Source organism: Marinobacter adhaerens HP15 (assembly GCF_000166295.1).
GTDB lineage: Bacteria > Pseudomonadota > Gammaproteobacteria > Pseudomonadales > Oleiphilaceae > Marinobacter > Marinobacter adhaerens.
Map to the genome: position 1 here is coordinate 1,367,728 of NC_017506.1, position 19,429 is coordinate 1,387,156.

Sequence of the window (19,429 nt, forward strand, 5' to 3'; positions counted from 1 at the left end):
GCTGTAATGCTCTGAAACTTTTGGAATTACTTTGCCCGATTCAGACGTTTTTTCCGAACGCCCTACCGCCTCCGGTATCGATGGAAATTCGCTTCGCGAAACCGGGCGGATTTCCTTCGCCCGCTGGACCCCTTCGCCGAATTTCGGGCCTCGTCCGGATGGAGCGGGCATCTCTCTTCTGGTCGTCCACAATATCAGCCTGCCTCCGGGCCAGTTTGGTGGCCGCGAAATAGAAGACTTCTTCTGCAACCAACTCGACCATTCTGCGCACCCCTACTTCAAGACTATCGAGGGCGTCCAGGTGTCTGCGCACCTGCTGATTCGCCGCGATGGCGCGCTGGTGCAGTTTGTCAGCCTGCTTGATCGGGCCTGGCATGCCGGCCGATCGTGTTTTGAAGGGCAGGAGGAATGCAATGATTTTTCCATCGGGATTGAGCTGGAAGGGACCGACGACACCCCTTACACCACCGAGCAATATCGCATGCTGGCGAAAGTGGCGGACCTGATTATGACGGCCTGGCCGGATATCACGGCCAATCGGATTACCGGGCACTGCGACATTGCGCCCGGCAGGAAGAGCGATCCCGGCCCGGCTTTTGACTGGCGGTATTTCCGGTCAGCCCTGGAAATAGTCCGAGGATCGGGGAGGAACGTCTGAATGGTATTTGTTGTGTTTCTTCTGGCCTACATGGTACGCAGGCGTCTGGATTCCCTGGACATGCTGTCTGGCGATGAGGTCTGGCGTCGTTGGTTCCGCTACGGCAGCCGGGTCAGGGCGGGCCATGAATCGGGGATAGCGACCGGGCTGGCACTGGTCCTGTTTCCGGCCCTGATACTGGGGCTTGCGGAATACCTGCTGGTGTCTTCTGGCTGGAGAATGGCGGCTTACCCGCTGGAGTTCCTGGTGCTGGTCGTCCTTATGGGAACGCCGGGCTGGCGACAGGTACTGCGGGCCTATGCGGAGGCGTGGCACCGGGGAGACATGCAGTCGGCCTGGCATCATGTGAAAGACCTTCTTCCGGCCGATGAACGGGGAGCCGCAGTGTCTCCCGAGGCCATGCACCTCTCCCTGTCCAAGGCACTGATGGTTTCGGTGTTCCAGCGCTTTTTTCGGTGGCTTTCTGGTATGTGGTTGGCGGTATCGGTCTCGCGGTCCTGGCGCGTGGGCTGGTAGCGCTCGCCGAGCAATGGCCGCAGGCGCCGGCCAGGCCGAGGTTTGCAAAGATGTCTGACCTTGCCGGCTGGATTCCTGCCAGGCTTTTGTCGTTAACGTTCGGAATTGCCGGAGATCTGGCCGGCTGGCTGCGTGAAACTCGCCAGACTCTGACCGGAACCTCCAAAAAAGCGGGCGAGGTACTCATGATTTCGGCCAACGGGTCGTTAACCGGGTATGCACTGGATCCAGCGAGGTTTTCCCGGATTCACCCGGATGAGTGGACAGCGTTTGGGGGAAGGAGTCTGCGAGCGGTAAGGGATCTGCTGAACAGAAGCATGCTGGTATGGATATGCATACTCGCCCTGCTGGTTATTTCCGGCGTCGTTTAGCCCGGATTTTATAAAACATTACAGTTTAACAACAAATAAAGCTTAAGTTTTTAAGACTTTAGGCGACAATAGAAGAAAAGAATTAACGTTCAGTGGTTATTTGCCAGCACGAGGGTCCCTGTGAAGCAACTCATTAATCCTGCCATTGCCCTGATGAACCGGCTGCCGATGGTCTACAAGTTCAGTCTCATCAGCATTCTGTTTCTTTTACCAATTGGTGGGCTGTCCTGGCTTGCCATTTCCGAGCTGAATCGCTCGGTTCAGACCATGACCCGGGGTGTCGAGGGGCTGGAGCAACTCCAGCAAGTGGATCGGCTGGTGGATGCGGCGATGGATTATCGAGACTATCGCTCACCGGCGATCATCAAGGATGAGAGTGCCATTACCGCAGTTTCCGAAGAAGCGGCCACTGAGATTGATAGCCTTTTGGCGGCTCTGACCGCAGAAGAGCGCTCGTTCGATACGACTGGCTCCTGGGCCGATCAGGTTGAAGGCCTTCGCCAGGAGTGGGAAGCATTGCGGGCCGATGACAATTATCAGGGCAGCTTCGATCCTCAGTTCAAGTATTATCAGGAATTCGTCCAGAAGGCACAGGCGCTGCTTTCGGCCACCATTGAAATCTCTGGTTTGGGGCAGGGGGCCTCAAGAGAAAACCAGTTGATTCTGGGCCTGGTCCAGGACTCTCTCCCGGCTGCACGCACCGTGATCGGTCGGGCAAAATCCTACGGAATCTTCGCATTGGTCGAGGGGCAGGTAGGTTACGCCCTGAGCGAAACCCTGAACGAAATCTATGACCAGTTGACTAATCGCACCTCCTTGCTTTCACCGGCCTTGGCTCTTGCTTCTGAAGCATCGCCGGCCCTTGCCAATCAGGCAGGCAACGCCATTCAACGGGTTGACGAGAGTTTGATGGTGGTTCGGGATCATCTGGATCTGAACGTGATAACGCCCATGCGTCTGGAAATGCCCTGGACCGAATACGACGATCTGATGTCCGGGCAGTTGGCCCACTACGACGACGTCAAGACGGCTGCCTTCAGCGTGGTCGACTCGAACCTTCGCGCACGGCTCGAGAGTGAGATCAACCAGCGTCGCCTGATCGTGGTTGCCCTGATCGCCGTGCTGCTTGTGGTTGTCTATCTCTACATCGGCTTCTTCATGTCCGTACGTACTGCCATCAACCGCTTCAGCGAAGCCGCGCGGAACGTTGCCGCCGGCGACATGACCACGCACATCAGTTTGCGCAACCGCGATGAGCTGGGCGAGTTGACGACGGAATTCAATAACATGACCGACCGGATTGCCGAGCTGATCCGCTCTGTCAGCCGGACGACGGCGGACGTAGACCAGCAGGCCACCCGGGTCAATGACACCGCTGCGGCCAACAGCGAAGCGGTTGCGCGTCAGATGGAAGAAAGCGGCCAGATCAATGAAGCCATGAACCAGATGGTTGAGGCGGTTCATGAAGTCACCGAAAGCGCGCACCGGGTTGCGGACAGCGCGAGCAATGCCGAACAGGACACAGAAACCGGCCGGGGCGTGGTGGCCGACACGGTTGAAACCATCAACAAGCTGGCGGGTGAAATCTCAGGCGCGGTGGAAGTGATCAACCGGGTCAGCAAGGACAGTGACAACATCAGTCAGGTGCTGGTCGAGATCAAGGCCATCGCCGAGCAGACCAACCTGCTCGCCCTGAACGCCGCGATCGAGGCGGCCCGAGCCGGGGAGCAGGGGCGTGGTTTCGCGGTGGTTGCCGATGAGGTTCGCTCGCTGTCACAGCGCACGCACAAATCGACGGAAGAAATCGAAGGCATGATTTCCCGGCTCCAGAGCGGCGTCAAGGACGCGGTGTCGGCCATGACCAACAGCCGGGACGTGACCGAGGCAACGGTGCAGAAGTCCGGAGAGGTGACAGAGGCCCTGGATAGAATCGCCAAGGGCATCTCCGTGATCGTGGATATGAGTCACCAGATCGCCCAGGCCGCCGAAGAGCAGTCTGCCGTCGCGAAAAACGTGAACTCGAACGTTGAGCAGATTGGCGAGCTGGGCCATAAAACAGCCGCCAATGCTGAAGAAACCCTGGGTTCTTCCAGAGAAATGTCGCAACTGACAGCGTCGCTTCAGCGTCTGGTGGAAGCGTTCAAGGTCTGACCAGCGGACCTTTGCGCGCGATCAGGCGCATAAAAAATCCGGCCCTCAGAGGCCGGATTTTTTTTGTTCCCAGAGAATCTCTTCGCCACCCTCGCGCCGGGCCAGTACGCGGGCGATGACAAACAACAGATCCGATAGACGGTTCAGGTAGTGTCGGGAAGCGGTGTTGATCGAGTCCTCATGGCCGAGGGCGACGACAACCCGCTCTGCACGACGGCAGACCGCCCGGGCAAGGTGACATTGGGCGGCGCCGGGACTGCCGCCGGGCAGGACAAAATTCTTCAGCGGTGGCAGGCCTTCGTTGTGCCGGTCCAGGGTGCCTTCCAGCCATTCGATGTGTTCGTCACCAATCACACGGCTGCCGGGGATGGCAAATTCGCCCCCCAGGTCAAACAGATGATGCTGAATGCGGCGCAGGCTCTCCACCAGTTCGTCGTCGCTGTCCAAGGTTTCGATTAGCAACCCGATATGGCAGTTGAGTTCATCAGCGGTGCCCATGGCTTCAACTCGCTGGGCATTCTTGGCAATCCGGTTGCCATCGGCCAGGCCCGTGGAGCCATCGTCTCCGGTGCGGGTGTAAATCTTGGAAAGGCGGTTGCCCATCAGTCTGCTCCTGTTAATGTGACGACAGTTGTTGTACCCGTTCGGTCAGCATTTGGTTCACCGGCGTGTCGATACCGAGTTCTTTTCCGAGTTTTGCCAGATACCCGTTGATAAAGTCTATCTCGGTTTGGCGTTTCCGGAGAACATCGGCACGCATCGACGATGTGTTGCCGGCGGTGTTTTGAGCGACCTGTTCAATGCGTTGGCGCAGGGAATCCGGTGTTTCCGTAATCTGGACGGCGGCGCTCATCAGCTCTGACAATTCCCGGCAAAGTTCCTCGATGGTGTCCTGATATAGCCCTGCAGACAGGATGTCGCCATTGGGGCAGTTCAGGATCGCGGTGTAGGGATTGATGCCCGCATTGATGATCAGTTTCTGCCAGAGTCGCTGGAGGATGGCCGGCTCCCGATGAATGGCCAGGCCGGAGTCTTCCAGCATGGCGACCGCGCGGTCCACCGAGAATCTGGCCTGCTCCGTCAGCGGACCCACCCAGGTATCGCCGGTACCGGCATGGACGAGAAGCCCCGGTTCAGGTCGATTTGCGCCCTCGGTGGTGCTGGCGGCCAGGATCGGGCGCTCCGGCCACCGCTCGGCGACAGATTGCTGGCTGCCCAGTCCGTTCTGGAAAAGCAGGATGGGGGTGTCAAAGGGTAATTGGTCGATCACGCCTGCCACGGCGCTCAGGGTATCACCGGCCTTGGTTGTTACCAGCATCAGGTCCGGCGTGTCGCCGGTCCTGAGGAAGGGAATCTGTATGGAGGATTCCGGCCCCTCAAAGGGCCGGAAACGGTAATCGACGCTTGAGTCGGTGGTCTCGCCCGGTCTGGCCACGAAGGCAACGCAACCGTTGGGTAGCATTGCGCCCCAGAGCCTGCCCAGAGAGCCTGCACCGAGAATACCGATCATGCCGGTTACATGGCCTCGATATCGGCCCTTTGCTGGCTCAGGCGGGCCTGGCTGCTTTGGGCGTCCCGGAGTTTTTCCTGTTCCTTCTCGACCACCTCGGCTGGAGCCTTGGCCGTGAACTTCTCGTTACCCAGTTTACCCTCCAGGCGACCGATCTCTTTCTGCAGGCGTTCCAGCTCCTTGTCCAGACGCTTGAGTTCGGCATCCTTGTCAATCAGGCCGGCCATGGGGACCAGTACTTCCATGTCCCCCACCAGTTGAGTGGCAGACATGGGGGCTTTGTCACCCTCAAACCAGTCGAGGCTCTCCAGCTTGGCCAGGGAGCTCAGGAACTGGCGATTGTCATTCATGCGGCGCTGATCCTCGGCGTCTTTGCCGCGCAGCAATACCGGAATCTTCTTCGCCGGCGAGATGTTCATTTCGCCCCGGATGTTCCGCACGGCAACGATCACGCCCTTGAGCCATTCAATATCAGCGGTAACCGCTGAATCCTGCTTGGTGGCATCCGGTTGCGGGTAGGCCTGCAGCATGATGCTGTCGCCGGTCTTGCCGGCCAGGGGCGCGATCCGCTGCCAGATTTCCTCGGTGATAAACGGCATCATCGGGTGCGCCAGGCGCAGAACGGATTCCAGTACGCGCACCAGGGTGCGACGGGTGCCACGTTTGGCTTCGGCACTGGCGTCTTCATCACTGAGCACAGGCTTGGACAGTTCCAGATACCAGTCGCAGTATTCGTTCCAGATGAACTCATAGAGCGCGTAGGCCGCCAGATCGAAGCGGTACTGGTCCAGGTGACGGATCACGTCCTGCTCGCAGCTTTGCAGCTCGCTGATGATCCAGCGGTCTGCCAGAGACAGTTCCACGGGCTCGTCATTCACACCACAGTCTTCGCCTTCGGTGTTCATCAACACGTAGCGGGCTGCGTTCCAGAGCTTGTTACAGAAGTTGCGGTAGCCTTCCAGGCGCTTCATGTCCCAGTTGATGTCGCGGCCGGTCGTTGCCATGGCGGCAAGGGTGAAGCGCAGGGCATCGGTGCCGTGGGCGGTGATACCCTCCGGGAATTCCTTTTTGGTGCGCTTGCCGATTTTCTCTGCCAGCTTGGGCTGCATCAGGTTGCCGGTTCGTTTCTCCAGCAGGTCATCCAGGCTGATGCCGTCGATCATGTCCAGCGGGTCGATCACGTTGCCCTTGGACTTGGACATCTTGTCCCCGTGCTCATCACGGATAAGGCCGGTGACATAGACGGTATGGAAGGGTACCTGGGGGGTGCCGTCTTCGTTCTTCATGAAGTGCATGGTCATCATGATCATCCGGGCGACCCAGAAGAAAATGATGTCGAAGCCGGTGACCAGCACGTCGGTCGGATGGAAGGTTTTCAGGCGCTCGGTGATCTCTGGCCAGCCCAGGGTGCCGAACGTCCACAGGGCAGAGCTGAACCACGTATCAAGAACGTCTTCATCCTGCTCGAGGGCGACATTGGCGTCCAGGTTGTGCTTCTGGCGCACTTCATCTTCGCTGCGGCCCACGTAGATATTGCCGTCGGCGTCGTACCAGGCCGGAATGCGGTGGCCCCACCAGAGCTGGCGCGAGATGCACCAATCCTGGATATCGCGCATCCAGGCGAAGTACATATTCTCGTACTGCTTGGGTACGAACTGGATACGACCGTCTTCCACCGCTTCAATGGCCGGCTTGGCCAGGGTCTTGGCATCGGCAAACCACTGGTCGGTGAGCATGGGCTCGATAATCAGGCCCGACCGGTCACCGCGGGGGACGCTGAGCACATGGTCCTCGATATTCTCGACCAGCCCCTCGGCCTCCATATCGGCAACAATTTGCTTGCGCGCCGCCTCGCGGGTCAGACCAGCGTAGGCACCCGGCATGGTGCCATCGAGTTCGGTGTTTTCGGTGCCGTCGGCATTGAACACCTCGGCCACGTCGCGGATGTTGGCGTTCTGGGTCATGACGTTAATCATCGGCAGGTTGTTGCGCTTGCCCACGGCATAGTCGTTGAAGTCGTGGGCCGGCGTGATCTTCACGCAACCGGAGCCTTTCTCCGGATCGGCGTGATGGTCGGCAACGATGGGGATACGACGGTTCACCAGCGGCAGCATCACGTGCTTGCCAATCAGGTGCTGATAACGCTCGTCTTCTGGATGCACGGCCACGGCCGTGTCACCGAGCATGGTTTCCGGCCGGGTAGTGGCTACGATCAGGTAATCCTTGCCATCCTGGGTTTGCGTGCCGTCAGCCAGCGGGTAACGCAGGTGCCAGAAAAAGCCCTTTTCTTCCTTGTTTTCCACTTCCAGATCGGAGATGGCGGTGTGCAGTTTCGGGTCCCAGTTCACCAACCGCTTGCCGCGATAGACAAGTCCCTCGTCGTACAGGCGGATAAACACTTCCTGAACGGCTTTGTAGAAGCCGTCGTCCATGGTGAAGCGTTCGTTGTCCCAGTCCACGGAATTGCCAAGGCGGCGGATCTGGCGGGTGATGGTGCCCCCGGAGTGCTCTTTCCAGTCCCAGATGCGCTTGATGAATTCTTCCCGGCCCAGATCGTGGCGGGTCTTGTCTTCTTCCGCAGCGAGTTTGCGCTCAACCACCATCTGGGTGGCAATGCCGGCGTGGTCGGTACCAACCGTCCACAGTGCGTTACGGCCCTGCATACGCTTGAAGCGGGTGAGGGTGTCCATGATGGTGTGCTGGAACGCGTGGCCCATGTGCAGGCTGCCGGTTACGTTGGGCGGCGGGATCGCGATGCTGTAGGACTGGCCTTCACCGCTGGGGCGGAAGTACCCTTTGGATTCCCAGTTTTCGTACCACTGGCGCTCGATGTTTTCTGGCTGGTAGGTTTTTTCCATGGGGTTCTGCAGTGACCGTTGGTTGATTCACAAGGGAAAATTGAGACGCACGATTATACATGGTCGCCCTGTTTGCGGCGAACCTAACGCTTCCTCTGATCATGCATCCGGGGTTCAATCCCCAGTGCCCGCAATTGCTTGAAGTGTGACCGCGCCTGATTAAGAACATTCGGGTCGTTATGGGCAACCAGGGCCAGTCGCTTGAAACGGTCGGCATCCGCCGGCAAGGTTGCGGAGAGAATGATCACGGTATCCCAATCCTCTGGCGCCGGCGGGCAAAGCAGAATGCCAACGGGGTCGGAGCAGGTTGTGGCAGAGTCCGGAACAACGCTATGGGGGATGAATGCGTCCGGGCTGAAGTTCCAGAGCAGGTCGTCCAGCTCTTCTGCGTGTTGCATGGTATCGCACACGACGCACACGCGGTCGCCTTGCTGCCAGGCTTTGTCCACGAGTTTTGCAGCGTGGAGATTGCGGGCGGCGGGCGTGTTCTGGGCAAGGATGTGAAACCAGTAGCGCTGGTTCCGGTCTTCCTGTCCGGAGTGGCCGGCAGCTGGGCTGCCGGTCTCCGAGGAGCTGGAGGGCTTACTTTCCTGCATGGGACATCAGGTAGTCGACCAGCATGGGCACCGGGCGACCGGATGAGCCCTTGGCTTTGCCGGAGTGCCAGGCGGTGCCGGCGATGTCCAGGTGCGCCCAGCGATAGTCCTTGGCAAAGCGGGAAAGGAAACAGGCCGCTGTTATGGTCCCTGCAGGGCGGCCACCGATGTTCGCCATGTCGGCAAAGTTGCTGTCGAGCTGGCTCTGGTATTCGTCCCAGAGCGGCAGGCGCCATGCCCGGTCACCGGCACGCTCGCCGGCGGCAAGGAGCTCATTGGCCAGCTCATCGTTGTTGGCCAGCAGTCCGGTGGCGTGATTGCCAAGAGCAATGATGCAGGCGCCGGTCAGGGTTGCCAGATCGATGACGGCGGCCGGGTCAAACTTCTTCACATAGGTGAGGGCATCGCACAATACCAGGCGCCCCTCGGCGTCGGTGTTGAGGATTTCAACAGTCATGCCGGAGAGCGTGGTCACAATATCGCCAGGGCGGGAAGCGCCGCCATCCGGCATGTTCTCTGCTGCGGCAATCACAGCCACCACGTTGATCTTGGGTTGAGTTTCGGCGAGCACTTTCATGGCGCCGAAGACACTGGCGGAGCCGCCCATGTCGTACTTCATTTCATCCATGCCCTCGCCGGGCTTGAGGCTGATACCGCCGGTGTCGAAGGTGATACCTTTGCCCACAAGTACGTGGGGCTTGTCCTTGGCCTTGCCACCACGGTATTCCATCACGATCAGTCGCGGCGGTTGGGTGCTGCCTTTGCCCACGGCCAGGATGGTGTTCATGCCCATCTTTTCCATCTGCTTTTCGTCAAGCACTTCGGTCTTGATGCAGTCGTAATCCTTAGCCAGCTTCTTGGCTTGCTGAGCCAGCCATTCCGGGTGGCAGATGTTGGGCGGCGTGTTGCCCAGATCCCGGGTGAGATTCATACCACGGCCGGTGGCCAGACCGAGGTTGAAGGCATCCTTGAGGGCCTTGCCGGCACTGGAGGCATGCACAATAGCTTTGTTGAGCTTCCGGGCGGCGGGTTTTTCGCTCTTGAAGTCGCTGAAGGTGTAAAGCTGATCTTCAAGGGTCCGGCCAATCAGGCTGAGGCGGGCTGCTTCAGAACTCACAGCTTCTTCGCCGGTTACAGGGGTATCTGCGAGGGCGATCGCGACGCTTTTGGACGGACCGTCCTTGAGCGCGGTCATCATCGCGATCAACGCTTTACGGTAGTTGGCGGGGCTGCGATCTTCATCCTTGCCAGTACCAACCACAAGCAGGCGAGTCCAGGGCTGATCGGTCAGGGGAATGGTCAGCGTCGTGGCATTCTTGCCGGACAGGTCACCGGCCTTCTGGAGTGTCTTGATCATCCCGCCCAGAGCCTCATCGGCCTGATTCGTCGAATCGGGCCAGGTGCCTTTCTCAGGCAAGCCAACTACGAGACAGTCTGCTTTGGTGCTGGCGATGGCTTTACTGCTCAGGCTGAAATTCATGGCAACTCCTGTTGATTGTTCACGAGGCTCCCGCCGGCGGCGGGAATCGTTCTTGATTGTGATCTAGTCTAGCATTGGGGCTTGCGGGGAAATTATCAAGCGATTGGCGCCGCTTCCGTGCCTGTATGTGCCTTCATGCCGGTGTAATGCCGCTACTCTGTCATTCGGCACCAAGGTTACATAGAATACGCGCAGTTCCCAGCGACCTCCACGTTTCAGCGGATACCGCCAGAGAGACCGATTTGAGCATCATTTTCCGTTACCTCATACGCCAGATCATGATCAGCATGGTTGCCGTTTCGGGCATCCTGCTGCTGGTGTTTATGAGCGGCCGTTTCCTGAAATATCTCGACAGTGCGGCCCAGGGCAGCATTTCGGCCGGTGTGCTGCTGGAGATCATGGCCTTCCGGTTTCCGGGTTTTCTTGAGCTGATTCTGCCCCTCGGGTTGTTCATCGGCATCCTGCTCGCCTATGGGCGTATGTATCTCGAAAGCGAAATGACGGTCCTGTCCGCCTGTGGGGTGAGTGACAAGGCACTGTTGGGAAAAACGCTTCTGGGCAGTCTGCCAGTGATGATCATTGTCGGTGCCATGAGTCTTTACGTGTCGCCCTGGGGAATGAATCAGGTTCAGGAAATTCTGAACGAACAACGAAAGGCAACCGAGTTTGAAATGCTTGCGCCCGGGCGCTTCCAGGATTTTTCCTCTGGCGGACGGGTGACCTACACCGAGGCTTTGAGTGAAGATAAACGCCAGTTGCAGGGCGTTTTTATCGCCGAGTACGCACCGGACGGGCGTGGCCTGACGATCATAACCGCAGATTCCGGCTCCCAGCTGATCGATCCGGAAACCGGCAGCCGTTTTCTCATTCTGGAAAACGGTGGTCGCTTTGAGGGCGCCGCGGGCCAGTTGAATTACAATGTGATCGATTTCGAAGCCTACGGTCTGAAGATCGAGGGCGGCGAGGCTGGCACCAAGCAGCGGGAAGAGGGCGCCAGTACCTGGAGCCTGATGCAGTCAGACCGCCTGGAAGATCGTGCGTTGCTGCACTGGCGATTTTCGCTGCCGCTCATCGTGCCAATCGTAACGTTGCTGGCAGTGAGGCTGAGCCGCGTGAATCCGCGCCAGGGCCGGTTCTTTCATCTGTTACCGGCAATGCTTGTCTACATTACTTATCTGGGCCTACTCATTGTAGCCCGGGACTGGCTGGCGGCCGGCAAGGTCCCGGAATGGCTGGGCATGCTCTGGGTCCACGCGTTGTTCCTCGGCTTCGGGCTATGGCTTCAGTTCGGCCCCGCGTGGTTGTACCGCCGGCGCCTGATTCGGGATGGGGGTGCTCGTGCGCAAAATTGACGGGTATGTAATGCGCTCGGTTGGCGGCGCGATGTTCCTCGTGATGATGGTGGTGTTGTCCCTTGATCTCATTTTTGCGTTCATCGCCGAACTGGATGACATCCGCAACAACTACCAGATCCTGGACGCACTCTGGTATGTCTTTCTGACCCTGCCAAGACGAATCTACGATTATCTGCCGCTGGGTGCCTTCATGGGTTGCCTGGTGGGCCTGGGTTCTATGGCCAGTTCCTCGGAGTTGACGGTTGTACGGGCTGCCGGCGTATCGCTCAAGCGTATTGTCTGGTCCGCAATGAAGCCGGCGCTGGTTATCGTGGTTCTGGGTGTATTGATAGGCGAATATCTGGCTCCGCCTGCCGAGCGTGTGGCCCAGAGTTACAAGGCGGTGGCATTGGGCGCCGGTAGCAACGTGGCGTCGGCTTCGGGGGTCTGGCACAAGGAAGGGGATTCATACATCCATCTGAATGCCGTGCAACCGAATGGCGTCCTGCATGGGGTGTCGCGTTTCCAGTTTGATGATGATCGGCAGCTGCTGGCCGCAAGTTTTGCGGAGCGAGCGATTTATCAGGGCGACCACTGGTTGCTCGAGAATGTTCGCACCACGAGCTTCGAGGATGATCGGACAGTGCGGGTTGACGACCGGACCCTGCGCTGGGAAACCGGCCTCTCGCCCGGCGTTCTCAGCGTGTTGATCGTGAAGCCCGAGAATCTTTCGATGACCGGACTCTACACATACGCCACCTATCTTGGCGAGCAAAGCCTGAACGCCTCCCGCTATTGGCTGGCGTTCTGGAAGAAGGCGCTCATGCCTCTGGGAACGGCGGTCATGGTGCTGGTGGCAATATCCTTCATCTTTGGGCCATTGCGCTCGGTCACCATGGGATTCCGGGTGTTTACCGGGCTGTTGGTGGGGCTTCTGTTCAAATATATGCAGGATTTTCTTGGGCCAATGAGCCTTGTATACGGGTTCAACCCAATGCTTGCGGTGCTGGTGCCCATCGCGGTAAGCGCCGTGGCTGGTGGCATCCTGATGCGGCGGGCTGGTTGACCAGCCCTGCTATCCCACCGGCTAAACCATTACTTTTTGGTCGCTTCTTTGGGTATGGATACAACCACGCTGTCAGAGAGGCGGTCGGTAATGGACAGACCATTGATCGGATAGAACAGCGCAACAATAGCCGGGATGCCCAGAAACAGGGTGGCAGCTCCGAGGTAGTAGCTTCCCAGAAGTGTCAGGAAGATCACAGCCGCCGCCGTCACGTAACGCCTGAGCGCCTTGCTCCAGCTCACCGAAGTACCATCAATGTTTTCAATGCGAATCCGCCAGACCTGCATCCCCAGGGTCTGGCCAATGCGCGTCCAGAAATAGGCAAAGAACAGGTAAAGGATGAGGAACAACGTGAACGTCAGCCCCGGGTCCCCGGAAAGCTGGCCTGCCTCGGCCATCTGTTCGTACCTGTCCCAGCCGGTGATCCAGCCGGCCACCATGGTGTATCCCCAGGTAGCGACAAGCAGCACGGCAATGCTGATCAAACCGTCGTAAATAATGGCAAGGGCACGTTTGAGGGCGGTGGCTGGTGGGAATAGTTCCTCGGCGTCATGGAAGCGTCGGGGCATGGAATCTCCTGTGATGTTTCACGTTTTTCCTGTTCTCGGCGTGTGCTAGAGTAGCGGATTTGCACAAGCATGTAAGTATCCGTATTCAATCGCGGACCGGGCGGCATTTCCGTCGGGTTTCTGGAAAGGTATCAAAGGGCTATGAAAACCGCAGAGTTGCGACAGGCATTCCTCGATTATTTCAAGCAGCAAGGTCACACCATTGTTCCAAGTAGTTCGCTGGTACCTGCGGACGACCCCACATTGTTGTTTACGAATGCGGGAATGAACCAGTTCAAGGACCTGTTCCTGGGTCGTGAAGAGCGCGACTACACCCGGGCAACCTCGTCCCAGAAATGTGTCCGCGCTGGCGGCAAGCACAACGACCTCGAAAACGTCGGTTACACCGCCCGTCACCACACCTTCTTCGAGATGCTGGGCAACTTCAGCTTCGGTGATTACTTCAAGCGGGAAGCCATCAACTACGCCTGGACATTCCTGACAGGCGAGAACTGGCTGAACCTGCCCCAGGAGAAACTCTGGGTTACCGTTTACGCGGAAGACGACGAAGCCTTCGACATCTGGAACAAGGAAATCGGCGTGCCGGCAGACCGTATCGTCCGTATCGGCGATAACAAAGGCGGCCGTTACGCCTCAGACAACTTCTGGCAGATGGGGGACACCGGTCCCTGCGGTCCCTGCACCGAAATCTTCTACGATCACGGCCCGGATGTCGCTGGTGGTCCCCCCGGATCACCGGAAGAGGACGGTGACCGCTACATCGAAATCTGGAACGTGGTGTTCATGCAGTACAACCGCACCGCTGACGGTGAGATGTTGAAGCTGCCCAAGCCGTCTGTTGACACTGGCATGGGTCTGGAGCGCATCACGGCGGTTCTGCAGGGTGTTCACAGCAACTATGAAATTGATCTGTTCCAGGATTTGCTGGCAGCTGCCTCACAGATTCTGGGCGGTGCCGCAACCACGGAAGCATCTTTGCGCGTGGTCGCGGACCACATCCGTTCCTGCGCCTTCCTGATCGCGGACGGCGTCATGCCCTCAAACGAGGGGCGCGGTTTTGTGCTGCGCCGTATCATTCGCCGCGCCGCCCGCCATGGCAACAAGCTGGGTGCAACCGGGCCGTTCTTCTACAAACTCACCGGTGCACTGTGCGAGCTGATGGGCGAGGCCTTCCCGCAGCTGGTCAGCAGCCGCAAACAGATTGAAAAGGTTCTGTTGCAGGAAGAGGAGCAGTTTGCCAAGACGCTGGACAAGGGTTTGCGTCTGCTTGAGCAGGATATTGCCGAACTCAAGGGTACCGAGATTCCGGGTGAGACAATCTTCACGCTTTATGACACCTATGGTTTCCCGGTCGACCTGACCAACGACATCGCTCGCGAACGAGGCCTGACGCTGGATTACGAAGGTTATGAGAAGGCGATGGAAGGTCAGCGCGAGCGCGCCCGGGCAGCCAGCAAATTCGGGATCGACTACAACGCCGCGGGCCTGCAGCTTGAGGGCAAGACCGAGTTCACCGGTTACGAGCACATTGACGGCCACGAGAAAATCCGTGCAGTCATCGTGAACGGCGAGGAAAAGACCGCCGAAGCCGGTGATGAGGCCGTTGTGGTGCTCGAGCGCACGCCGTTCTATGCCGAGTCTGGTGGCCAGGTCGGCGATACTGGTCTGCTGACCTGGAGCGGCGGCCGGTTCAAGGTAACGGACACCCGAAAGGAAGGGGATAACCACCTGCACCTTGGCACCCTGATCGAGGGCGAGCTGTTTCCGGGGCTGGAAGTCGATGCGCGGATTGATCACGCCCGTCGCGAGCGAACCAAGCGTAACCACTCCGCTACGCACCTACTGCACGCGGCCCTTCGCAAGGTACTGGGTGAGCACGTTAGCCAGAAAGGTTCACTGGTGGATCCGGATAAACTGCGTTTCGATTTCTCCCATTTCGAGGCCGTTACTCCGGAGCAGCTTCGCGAGATTGAGCGCCAGGTGAACGAGCAGATCCTGGAAAACAGCCCGGTCCAGACCGAAATTACCGACATGGAAAAGGCCCAGGAAAAGGGTGCCATGGCGCTGTTCGGGGAAAAGTACGGTGATGTGGTTCGGGTACTCAGCATGGGTACCGACAATTACTCTGTCGAACTGTGTGGTGGTACGCACGTTTCCCGTACCGGGGACATTGGTCTTTTCCGTATTACCTCTGAAAGTGGCATATCATCCGGCGTCCGTCGTATCGAAGCCGTTACCGGCATGGGCGCGCTGGACTGGATCGACGGCACCGAGCGTACCCTTCGCGAGGCGGCCCGCCTGGTGAAAGGCTCCCGCGAGTCGGTCATTGAAAAGGTCCAGCAGACGATTGACCGCAACCGTCAGCTTGAGAAGGAAGTGGACGCGCTGAAGGCAAAACTTGCTTCCTCGGCCGGTACCGATCTGGCCAGCACCGCTGTCGACGTCGGCGGGCTCAAGGTGGTGGCTTCCGAGTTGGAAGGTGCTGACCGCAAGGCCCTGATGGAAACGGCCGATCAGCTGAAGAACAAGCTGGGCGAGGGCGTTGTGGTTCTGGCCAGCGTGGAAGATGGCAAGGTGACTCTGGTTGCCGGTGTTACAAAATCGGCCACGGGCCGGATCAAGGCCGGGGACCTCATGAAGCATCTGGCCGCCCAGGTCGATGGCAAGGGCGGGGGGCGACCCGACATGGCTCAGGGTGGTGGCAACGATCCATCCAAGCTGGAGGATGCCCTGGCGGGTGTTGCCGGCTGGGTCGAGAAAAATATCGCTTAAGCAACTGTTTTTGTCGGCGGGCTGGGGTTTATAATCCCGCCCGTTTCTTCTAAGTGGCGGAGTGTCACTCCGCTGTGAGTCCCCGTTTCGGATATTGGGAAAATAATGGCTCTGTTGGTTCAGAAATTTGGTGGCACATCGGTTGGAACAACCGAGCGTATTGAAGCGGTAGCCGAGAAGGTGAGCCGTTTTCGGAAGGAAGGTCATGATGTTGTTGTCGTGGTTTCCGCCATGAGCGGTGAAACCAACCGGCTGATCGCCCTGGCCAACAACATCATGGAGGAGCCGACACCGCGTGAGATGGATGTGCTGGTATCCACTGGTGAGCAGGTAACCATTGCGCTCCTGTCCATGGCGCTGCAGAAGCTCGGTTGTGAAGCACGGTCCTACACCGGTTCTCAGGTGCGCATCCTGACCGACAGCAGCCATACCAAGGCGCGGATCAAACAGATCGATGAGCAGCGCATGCGCGAAGATCTGGATGCTGGTCGAGTGGTTGTGGTTGCCGGATTCCAGGGCATCGACGAGAGTGGAAACATCACCACGCTCGGGCGTGGCGGCTCCGATACCACAGCGGTGGCTCTGGCGGCAGCGCTCAGGGCAGACGAATGCCAGATTTATACTGACGTTGACGGTGTCTACACAACCGACCCAAGGGTTGTCGACACTGCGCGCAGGCTTGAACGGATTACGTTCGAGGAAATGCTTGAAATGGCGAGTCTGGGTTCGAAAGTGCTCCAGATCCGCTCGGTAGAATTTGCAGGTAAATACAACGTTCCATTAAGGGTTCTTTCCAGCTTCCAGGAAGGCGAGGGCACCCTGATTACTCTTGAGGATGAAAACGCCATGGAACAACCGGTTGTTTCCGGCATCGCTTTTAACCGTGATGAAGCCAAACTGACCATTGCCGGCGTACCGGACACCCCGGGCAGCGCGCTGCGTATTCTGAAGCCGGTGAGTGACGCCAATATCGAAGTGGATATGATCGTGCAGAACGTGGGTGAGGATAACCGCACAGCCTTCACGTTCACCGTCCATCGCAATGATTTCAAGCGTGCGAAAGAAGTGCTTCAGCGTGTTGCTGACGAACTGGGCGCTCGTGAAGTGGCCGGCGACAGCAAGATTGCCAAAGTCAGCATCGTGGGTGTCGGTATGCGTTCTCACGCTGGTGTGGCAACTCAGATGTTCGAGGCGCTGTCCAACGAGGGAATCAATATCCAGATGATCTCCACATCAGAAATCAAGATTTCCGTGGTGATCGACGAGAAATACCTTGAGCTTGCGGTTCGCGCGCTTCACAGTGCATTTGAACTGGACAAGCCCGCGGTATCGGAAGAGGCCTGAAAACCGCAGATAAAAGGTCGGTCTGCGGGGCCTCCGAAAAAAGGGCATCATATACTGAGCCTATGACAAACGTGCACCGTATAAGGGAATGTGCGTCTACAGATCAGTAAGTGATCCCACTATAAAAGCAATAAATAGATCAAAAAACCATTTATCGGAACAGGTAGCTCTGGATAGGGAGTAAGGGATATGTTGATTTTGACTCGCCGCGTGGGCGAAACTCTGATGGTCGGCGACGATATCACCGTCACCGTCCTGGGAGTGAAAGGCAATCAGGTGCGCATTGGCGTCAATGCCCCGAAAGAAGTCGCGGTACACCGTGAAGAAATCTACCAGCGGATTCAGTCGGAAAAAGGCTCTGAAGAGCCCGAGCCCGGCAACAGCTGAGAGACAGAAAGCCGTTCAAGGGAAACCTGAACGGCTTTTTTGATGGTGTGGGGAAACGGGCCCGAAAAATCTCGTGTCAACCCTATGAAAACAGAAAAATTATGGTAGTATACGCCCCGTTCTCAAGGAGAGGTGGGTGAGTGGCTGAAACCAGTTCCCTGCTAAGGAACCGTACGAGCAATCGTACCGAGGGTTCGAATCCCTCCCTCTCCGCCATTTCCTTTTTTGAGGAAAGCGAGACAGGTTGAAGTAGCACTCAACCACAGCAAGTGATCAATGTGCGGCTGTAGCTCAGCTGGATAGAGTACCTGGCTACGAACCAGGCGGTCGGAGGTTCGAATCCTCCCAGCCGCGCCATCGATCAACCTGCCACAAGTTTTAAGCGGCTGTAGCTCAGCTGGATAGAGTACCTGGCTACGAACCAGGCGGTCGGAGGTTCGAATCCTCCCAGCCGCGCCATATTAAGATCAAGACGCCTCAGTTTGTGAACCTCACAGGCTGAGGCGTTTTGCTTTGTATAGCTGGGAGGATTTGAACCGATAAGAGGTTCGACCGAAACCCACGCAGTGGGTTGAGGAACGCCGGAGCCACGCGACGGCGACCCCGAAGGGGTGAGGGCCTAAGGCCCGAATAATCCTCCCAGCCGCGCCATATCAAATAAAGAACCCCGCCTCGTGCGGGGTTTTTTATTTGCATCTCCTGCTGACCCATGGACAGCATAACCTCGCCTGACTACTTTATTTAGTAAAACCTCCTTGCCCATCAACCTCTCGGCGTGTGCGTCTTGAGAGGCCATTTGAGCGGGCATTGACTCAATGAGTCCCTGATTGGCTGACTGGATTTATGTCCAAAGATTGGGATCCCCACAAGTCCGTACCGCCCCCCGTTCATCGAGTCGAACGAAAGGAGCCTTTGCCCTGGCAAACGCCAAAAGCGGCGGAGGACGACCCGGAAGCACTTGAGCGCGTTCAGGCACTGATTGCGAGTCCGGGTTATCGTCAGGCGGACCGCGATGTTGAGTTTCTCAACGAGGAAGACACCCGTGGTGTTCGCCTGCAAATTGACTATCTGAAACCCGAACTTTTGCTTAAGAAGCATGGAATCGAGCACACCATCGTAGTGTTTGGTAGCACTCGCCTGCATCAACCCGAGGCGGCACGCCGTAAAGTTGCAGCTCTCGAGGAGGCATCGGCGGGCAGCCCTGAAAACGAGGACCTCCAGTGTCGTCTGCAAGTGGCAAAGGCGATTGAATCGAAAAGCCGTTACTACGAGGAAGCGAGGAGATTGGGAAGGTTGGTTGCGGAATGCGGGGAGGGCCCCGAGGATTCTCGTGTGACGATGGTTACGGGCGGTGGGCCGGGTATCATGGAGGCGGCAAATCGGGGCGCTTTTGACGTGGGGGCCAAATCTGTCGGTCTAAATATTACGTTGCCCCATGAGCAGTTTCCCAATCCCTACATTACCCCGGACCTGTGTTTCCGGTTTCACTATTTTGCCATGCGTAAACTCCACTTTCTGAAGCGGGCAAAAGCACTCGTTGCCTTTCCAGGGGGCTATGGCACGCTGGATGAGCTGTTCGAAACGCTGACACTCGTGCAGACCCGGACCATTGCGCCGTTACCGATCGTTCTGGTAGGTGAATCGTTTTGGCGCCAGGCAGTGAATATCGATTTCCTTGTCGCTGAGGGTGTGATCGACGAAGAGGATCGTGAATTGTTCTGGTATGCCGAAACCGCTGAGGAAATATGGGACGGAATCCGACACTGGCATCGGGCCAGCGGCAGCCCTCTGCCTAACAACAATTAAGGGAAACAGGC

The 19,429-nt window shown here is 57.9% G+C and carries 16 protein-coding genes, 3 tRNA genes and 1 other RNA gene; 14 read left to right on the plus strand and 6 right to left on the minus strand.

Annotated features, from left to right (window positions below):
• Positions 1-76 precede the first annotated feature (76 nt).
• From ampD to HP15_RS06565, 4 genes are all read left to right on the plus strand, one after another.
• Positions 77-658 (plus strand): 1,6-anhydro-N-acetylmuramyl-L-alanine amidase AmpD, encoded by a 582-nt coding sequence (gene ampD / locus HP15_RS06555; protein ID WP_228732831.1) that lies wholly within the window; start codon positions 77-79, stop codon positions 656-658.
• On the plus strand, positions 659-1,174 hold the full coding sequence (locus HP15_RS22590) for a CobD/CbiB family protein (RefSeq protein ID WP_014576741.1): 516 nt from the start codon (positions 659-661) through the stop codon (positions 1,172-1,174). It begins immediately after the preceding gene.
• A gap of 50 nt (positions 1,175-1,224) precedes the next feature.
• Complete coding sequence (locus HP15_RS22595; protein WP_014576742.1) at positions 1,225-1,545, plus strand: hypothetical protein; 321 nt, start codon at positions 1,225-1,227, stop codon at positions 1,543-1,545.
• A gap of 120 nt (positions 1,546-1,665) precedes the next feature.
• Positions 1,666-3,696, plus strand: a complete 2,031-nt coding sequence (locus HP15_RS06565) for a methyl-accepting chemotaxis protein (protein ID WP_008172823.1) — start codon at positions 1,666-1,668, stop codon at positions 3,694-3,696.
• A 45-nt stretch (positions 3,697-3,741) separates the two neighbouring features.
• Here HP15_RS06565 and HP15_RS06570 read toward each other — a convergent pair whose 3' ends face one another.
• From HP15_RS06570 to HP15_RS06590, 5 genes are all read right to left on the minus strand, one after another.
• Positions 3,742-4,299 (minus strand): cob(I)yrinic acid a,c-diamide adenosyltransferase, encoded by a 558-nt coding sequence (locus HP15_RS06570; RefSeq protein WP_014576743.1) that lies wholly within the window; start codon positions 4,297-4,299, stop codon positions 3,742-3,744.
• Positions 4,300-4,312: 13 nt separating this feature from the next.
• Positions 4,313-5,206, minus strand: coding sequence for a ketopantoate reductase family protein (locus HP15_RS06575; protein WP_014576744.1), 894 nt, complete (start codon positions 5,204-5,206; stop codon positions 4,313-4,315).
• Positions 5,207-5,211: 5 nt separating this feature from the next.
• On the minus strand, positions 5,212-8,064 hold the full coding sequence (locus HP15_RS06580; protein ID WP_014576745.1) for a valine--tRNA ligase: 2,853 nt from the start codon (positions 8,062-8,064) through the stop codon (positions 5,212-5,214).
• 83 nt (positions 8,065-8,147) lie between these two features.
• Entirely contained in the window at positions 8,148-8,660 is a 513-nt protein-coding gene (locus HP15_RS06585; RefSeq protein ID WP_014576746.1) for a DNA polymerase III subunit chi, read from the minus strand.
• The gene (locus HP15_RS06590) at positions 8,647-10,140 is read right to left on the minus strand and encodes a leucyl aminopeptidase (RefSeq protein WP_014576747.1); all 1,494 of its coding nucleotides are present in this window, start codon (positions 10,138-10,140) and stop codon (positions 8,647-8,649) included. Before HP15_RS06590 ends, HP15_RS06585 begins: the two co-directional genes overlap by 14 nt.
• A gap of 242 nt (positions 10,141-10,382) precedes the next feature.
• Here HP15_RS06590 and lptF point away from each other — a divergent pair, with 242 nt between their 5' ends.
• Both lptF and lptG read left to right on the plus strand, forming a co-directional pair.
• Entirely contained in the window at positions 10,383-11,492 is a 1,110-nt protein-coding gene (gene lptF, locus HP15_RS06595; protein ID WP_014576748.1) for an LPS export ABC transporter permease LptF, read from the plus strand.
• Positions 11,479-12,540 carry an LPS export ABC transporter permease LptG gene (lptG, locus tag HP15_RS06600; RefSeq protein ID WP_008172816.1) on the plus strand — a complete coding sequence of 354 codons (1,062 nt, stop codon included), beginning with the start codon at positions 11,479-11,481 and terminating at the stop codon, positions 12,538-12,540. The genes lptF and lptG overlap by 14 nt, the downstream gene beginning before the upstream one ends.
• Before the next feature lie 29 nt (positions 12,541-12,569).
• Here the strand turns inward: lptG and HP15_RS06605 are convergent, their stop codons facing one another.
• Positions 12,570-13,109: an RDD family protein gene (locus HP15_RS06605; RefSeq protein ID WP_008172814.1), complete on the minus strand. Its 540-nt coding sequence runs from the start codon at positions 13,107-13,109 to the stop codon at positions 12,570-12,572.
• Between the two features lie 141 nt (positions 13,110-13,250).
• Here HP15_RS06605 and alaS point away from each other — a divergent pair, with 141 nt between their 5' ends.
• From alaS to HP15_RS06640, 8 genes are all read left to right on the plus strand, one after another.
• Positions 13,251-15,881 (plus strand): alanine--tRNA ligase, encoded by a 2,631-nt coding sequence (alaS, locus tag HP15_RS06610; RefSeq protein ID WP_014576750.1) that lies wholly within the window; start codon positions 13,251-13,253, stop codon positions 15,879-15,881.
• Between the two features lie 105 nt (positions 15,882-15,986).
• Entirely contained in the window at positions 15,987-17,225 is a 1,239-nt protein-coding gene (locus tag HP15_RS06615; protein WP_014576751.1) for an aspartate kinase, read from the plus strand.
• A gap of 189 nt (positions 17,226-17,414) precedes the next feature.
• Positions 17,415-17,612 (plus strand): carbon storage regulator CsrA, encoded by a 198-nt coding sequence (csrA, locus tag HP15_RS06620; RefSeq protein ID WP_008172808.1) that lies wholly within the window; start codon positions 17,415-17,417, stop codon positions 17,610-17,612.
• 126 nt (positions 17,613-17,738) lie between these two features.
• Positions 17,739-17,828 (plus strand) — tRNA-Ser (locus tag HP15_RS06625).
• A gap of 64 nt (positions 17,829-17,892) precedes the next feature.
• A tRNA-Arg gene (locus tag HP15_RS06630) sits at positions 17,893-17,969 on the plus strand.
• 25 nt (positions 17,970-17,994) lie between these two features.
• Positions 17,995-18,071 (plus strand) — tRNA-Arg (locus tag HP15_RS06635).
• A 49-nt stretch (positions 18,072-18,120) separates the two neighbouring features.
• A non-coding RNA gene (locus tag HP15_RS21885) (RtT sRNA) lies at positions 18,121-18,263 on the plus strand.
• A 192-nt stretch (positions 18,264-18,455) separates the two neighbouring features.
• The gene (locus HP15_RS06640; RefSeq protein ID WP_041645149.1) at positions 18,456-19,418 is read left to right on the plus strand and encodes an LOG family protein; all 963 of its coding nucleotides are present in this window, start codon (positions 18,456-18,458) and stop codon (positions 19,416-19,418) included.
• Positions 19,419-19,429: the final 11 nt, after the last annotated feature.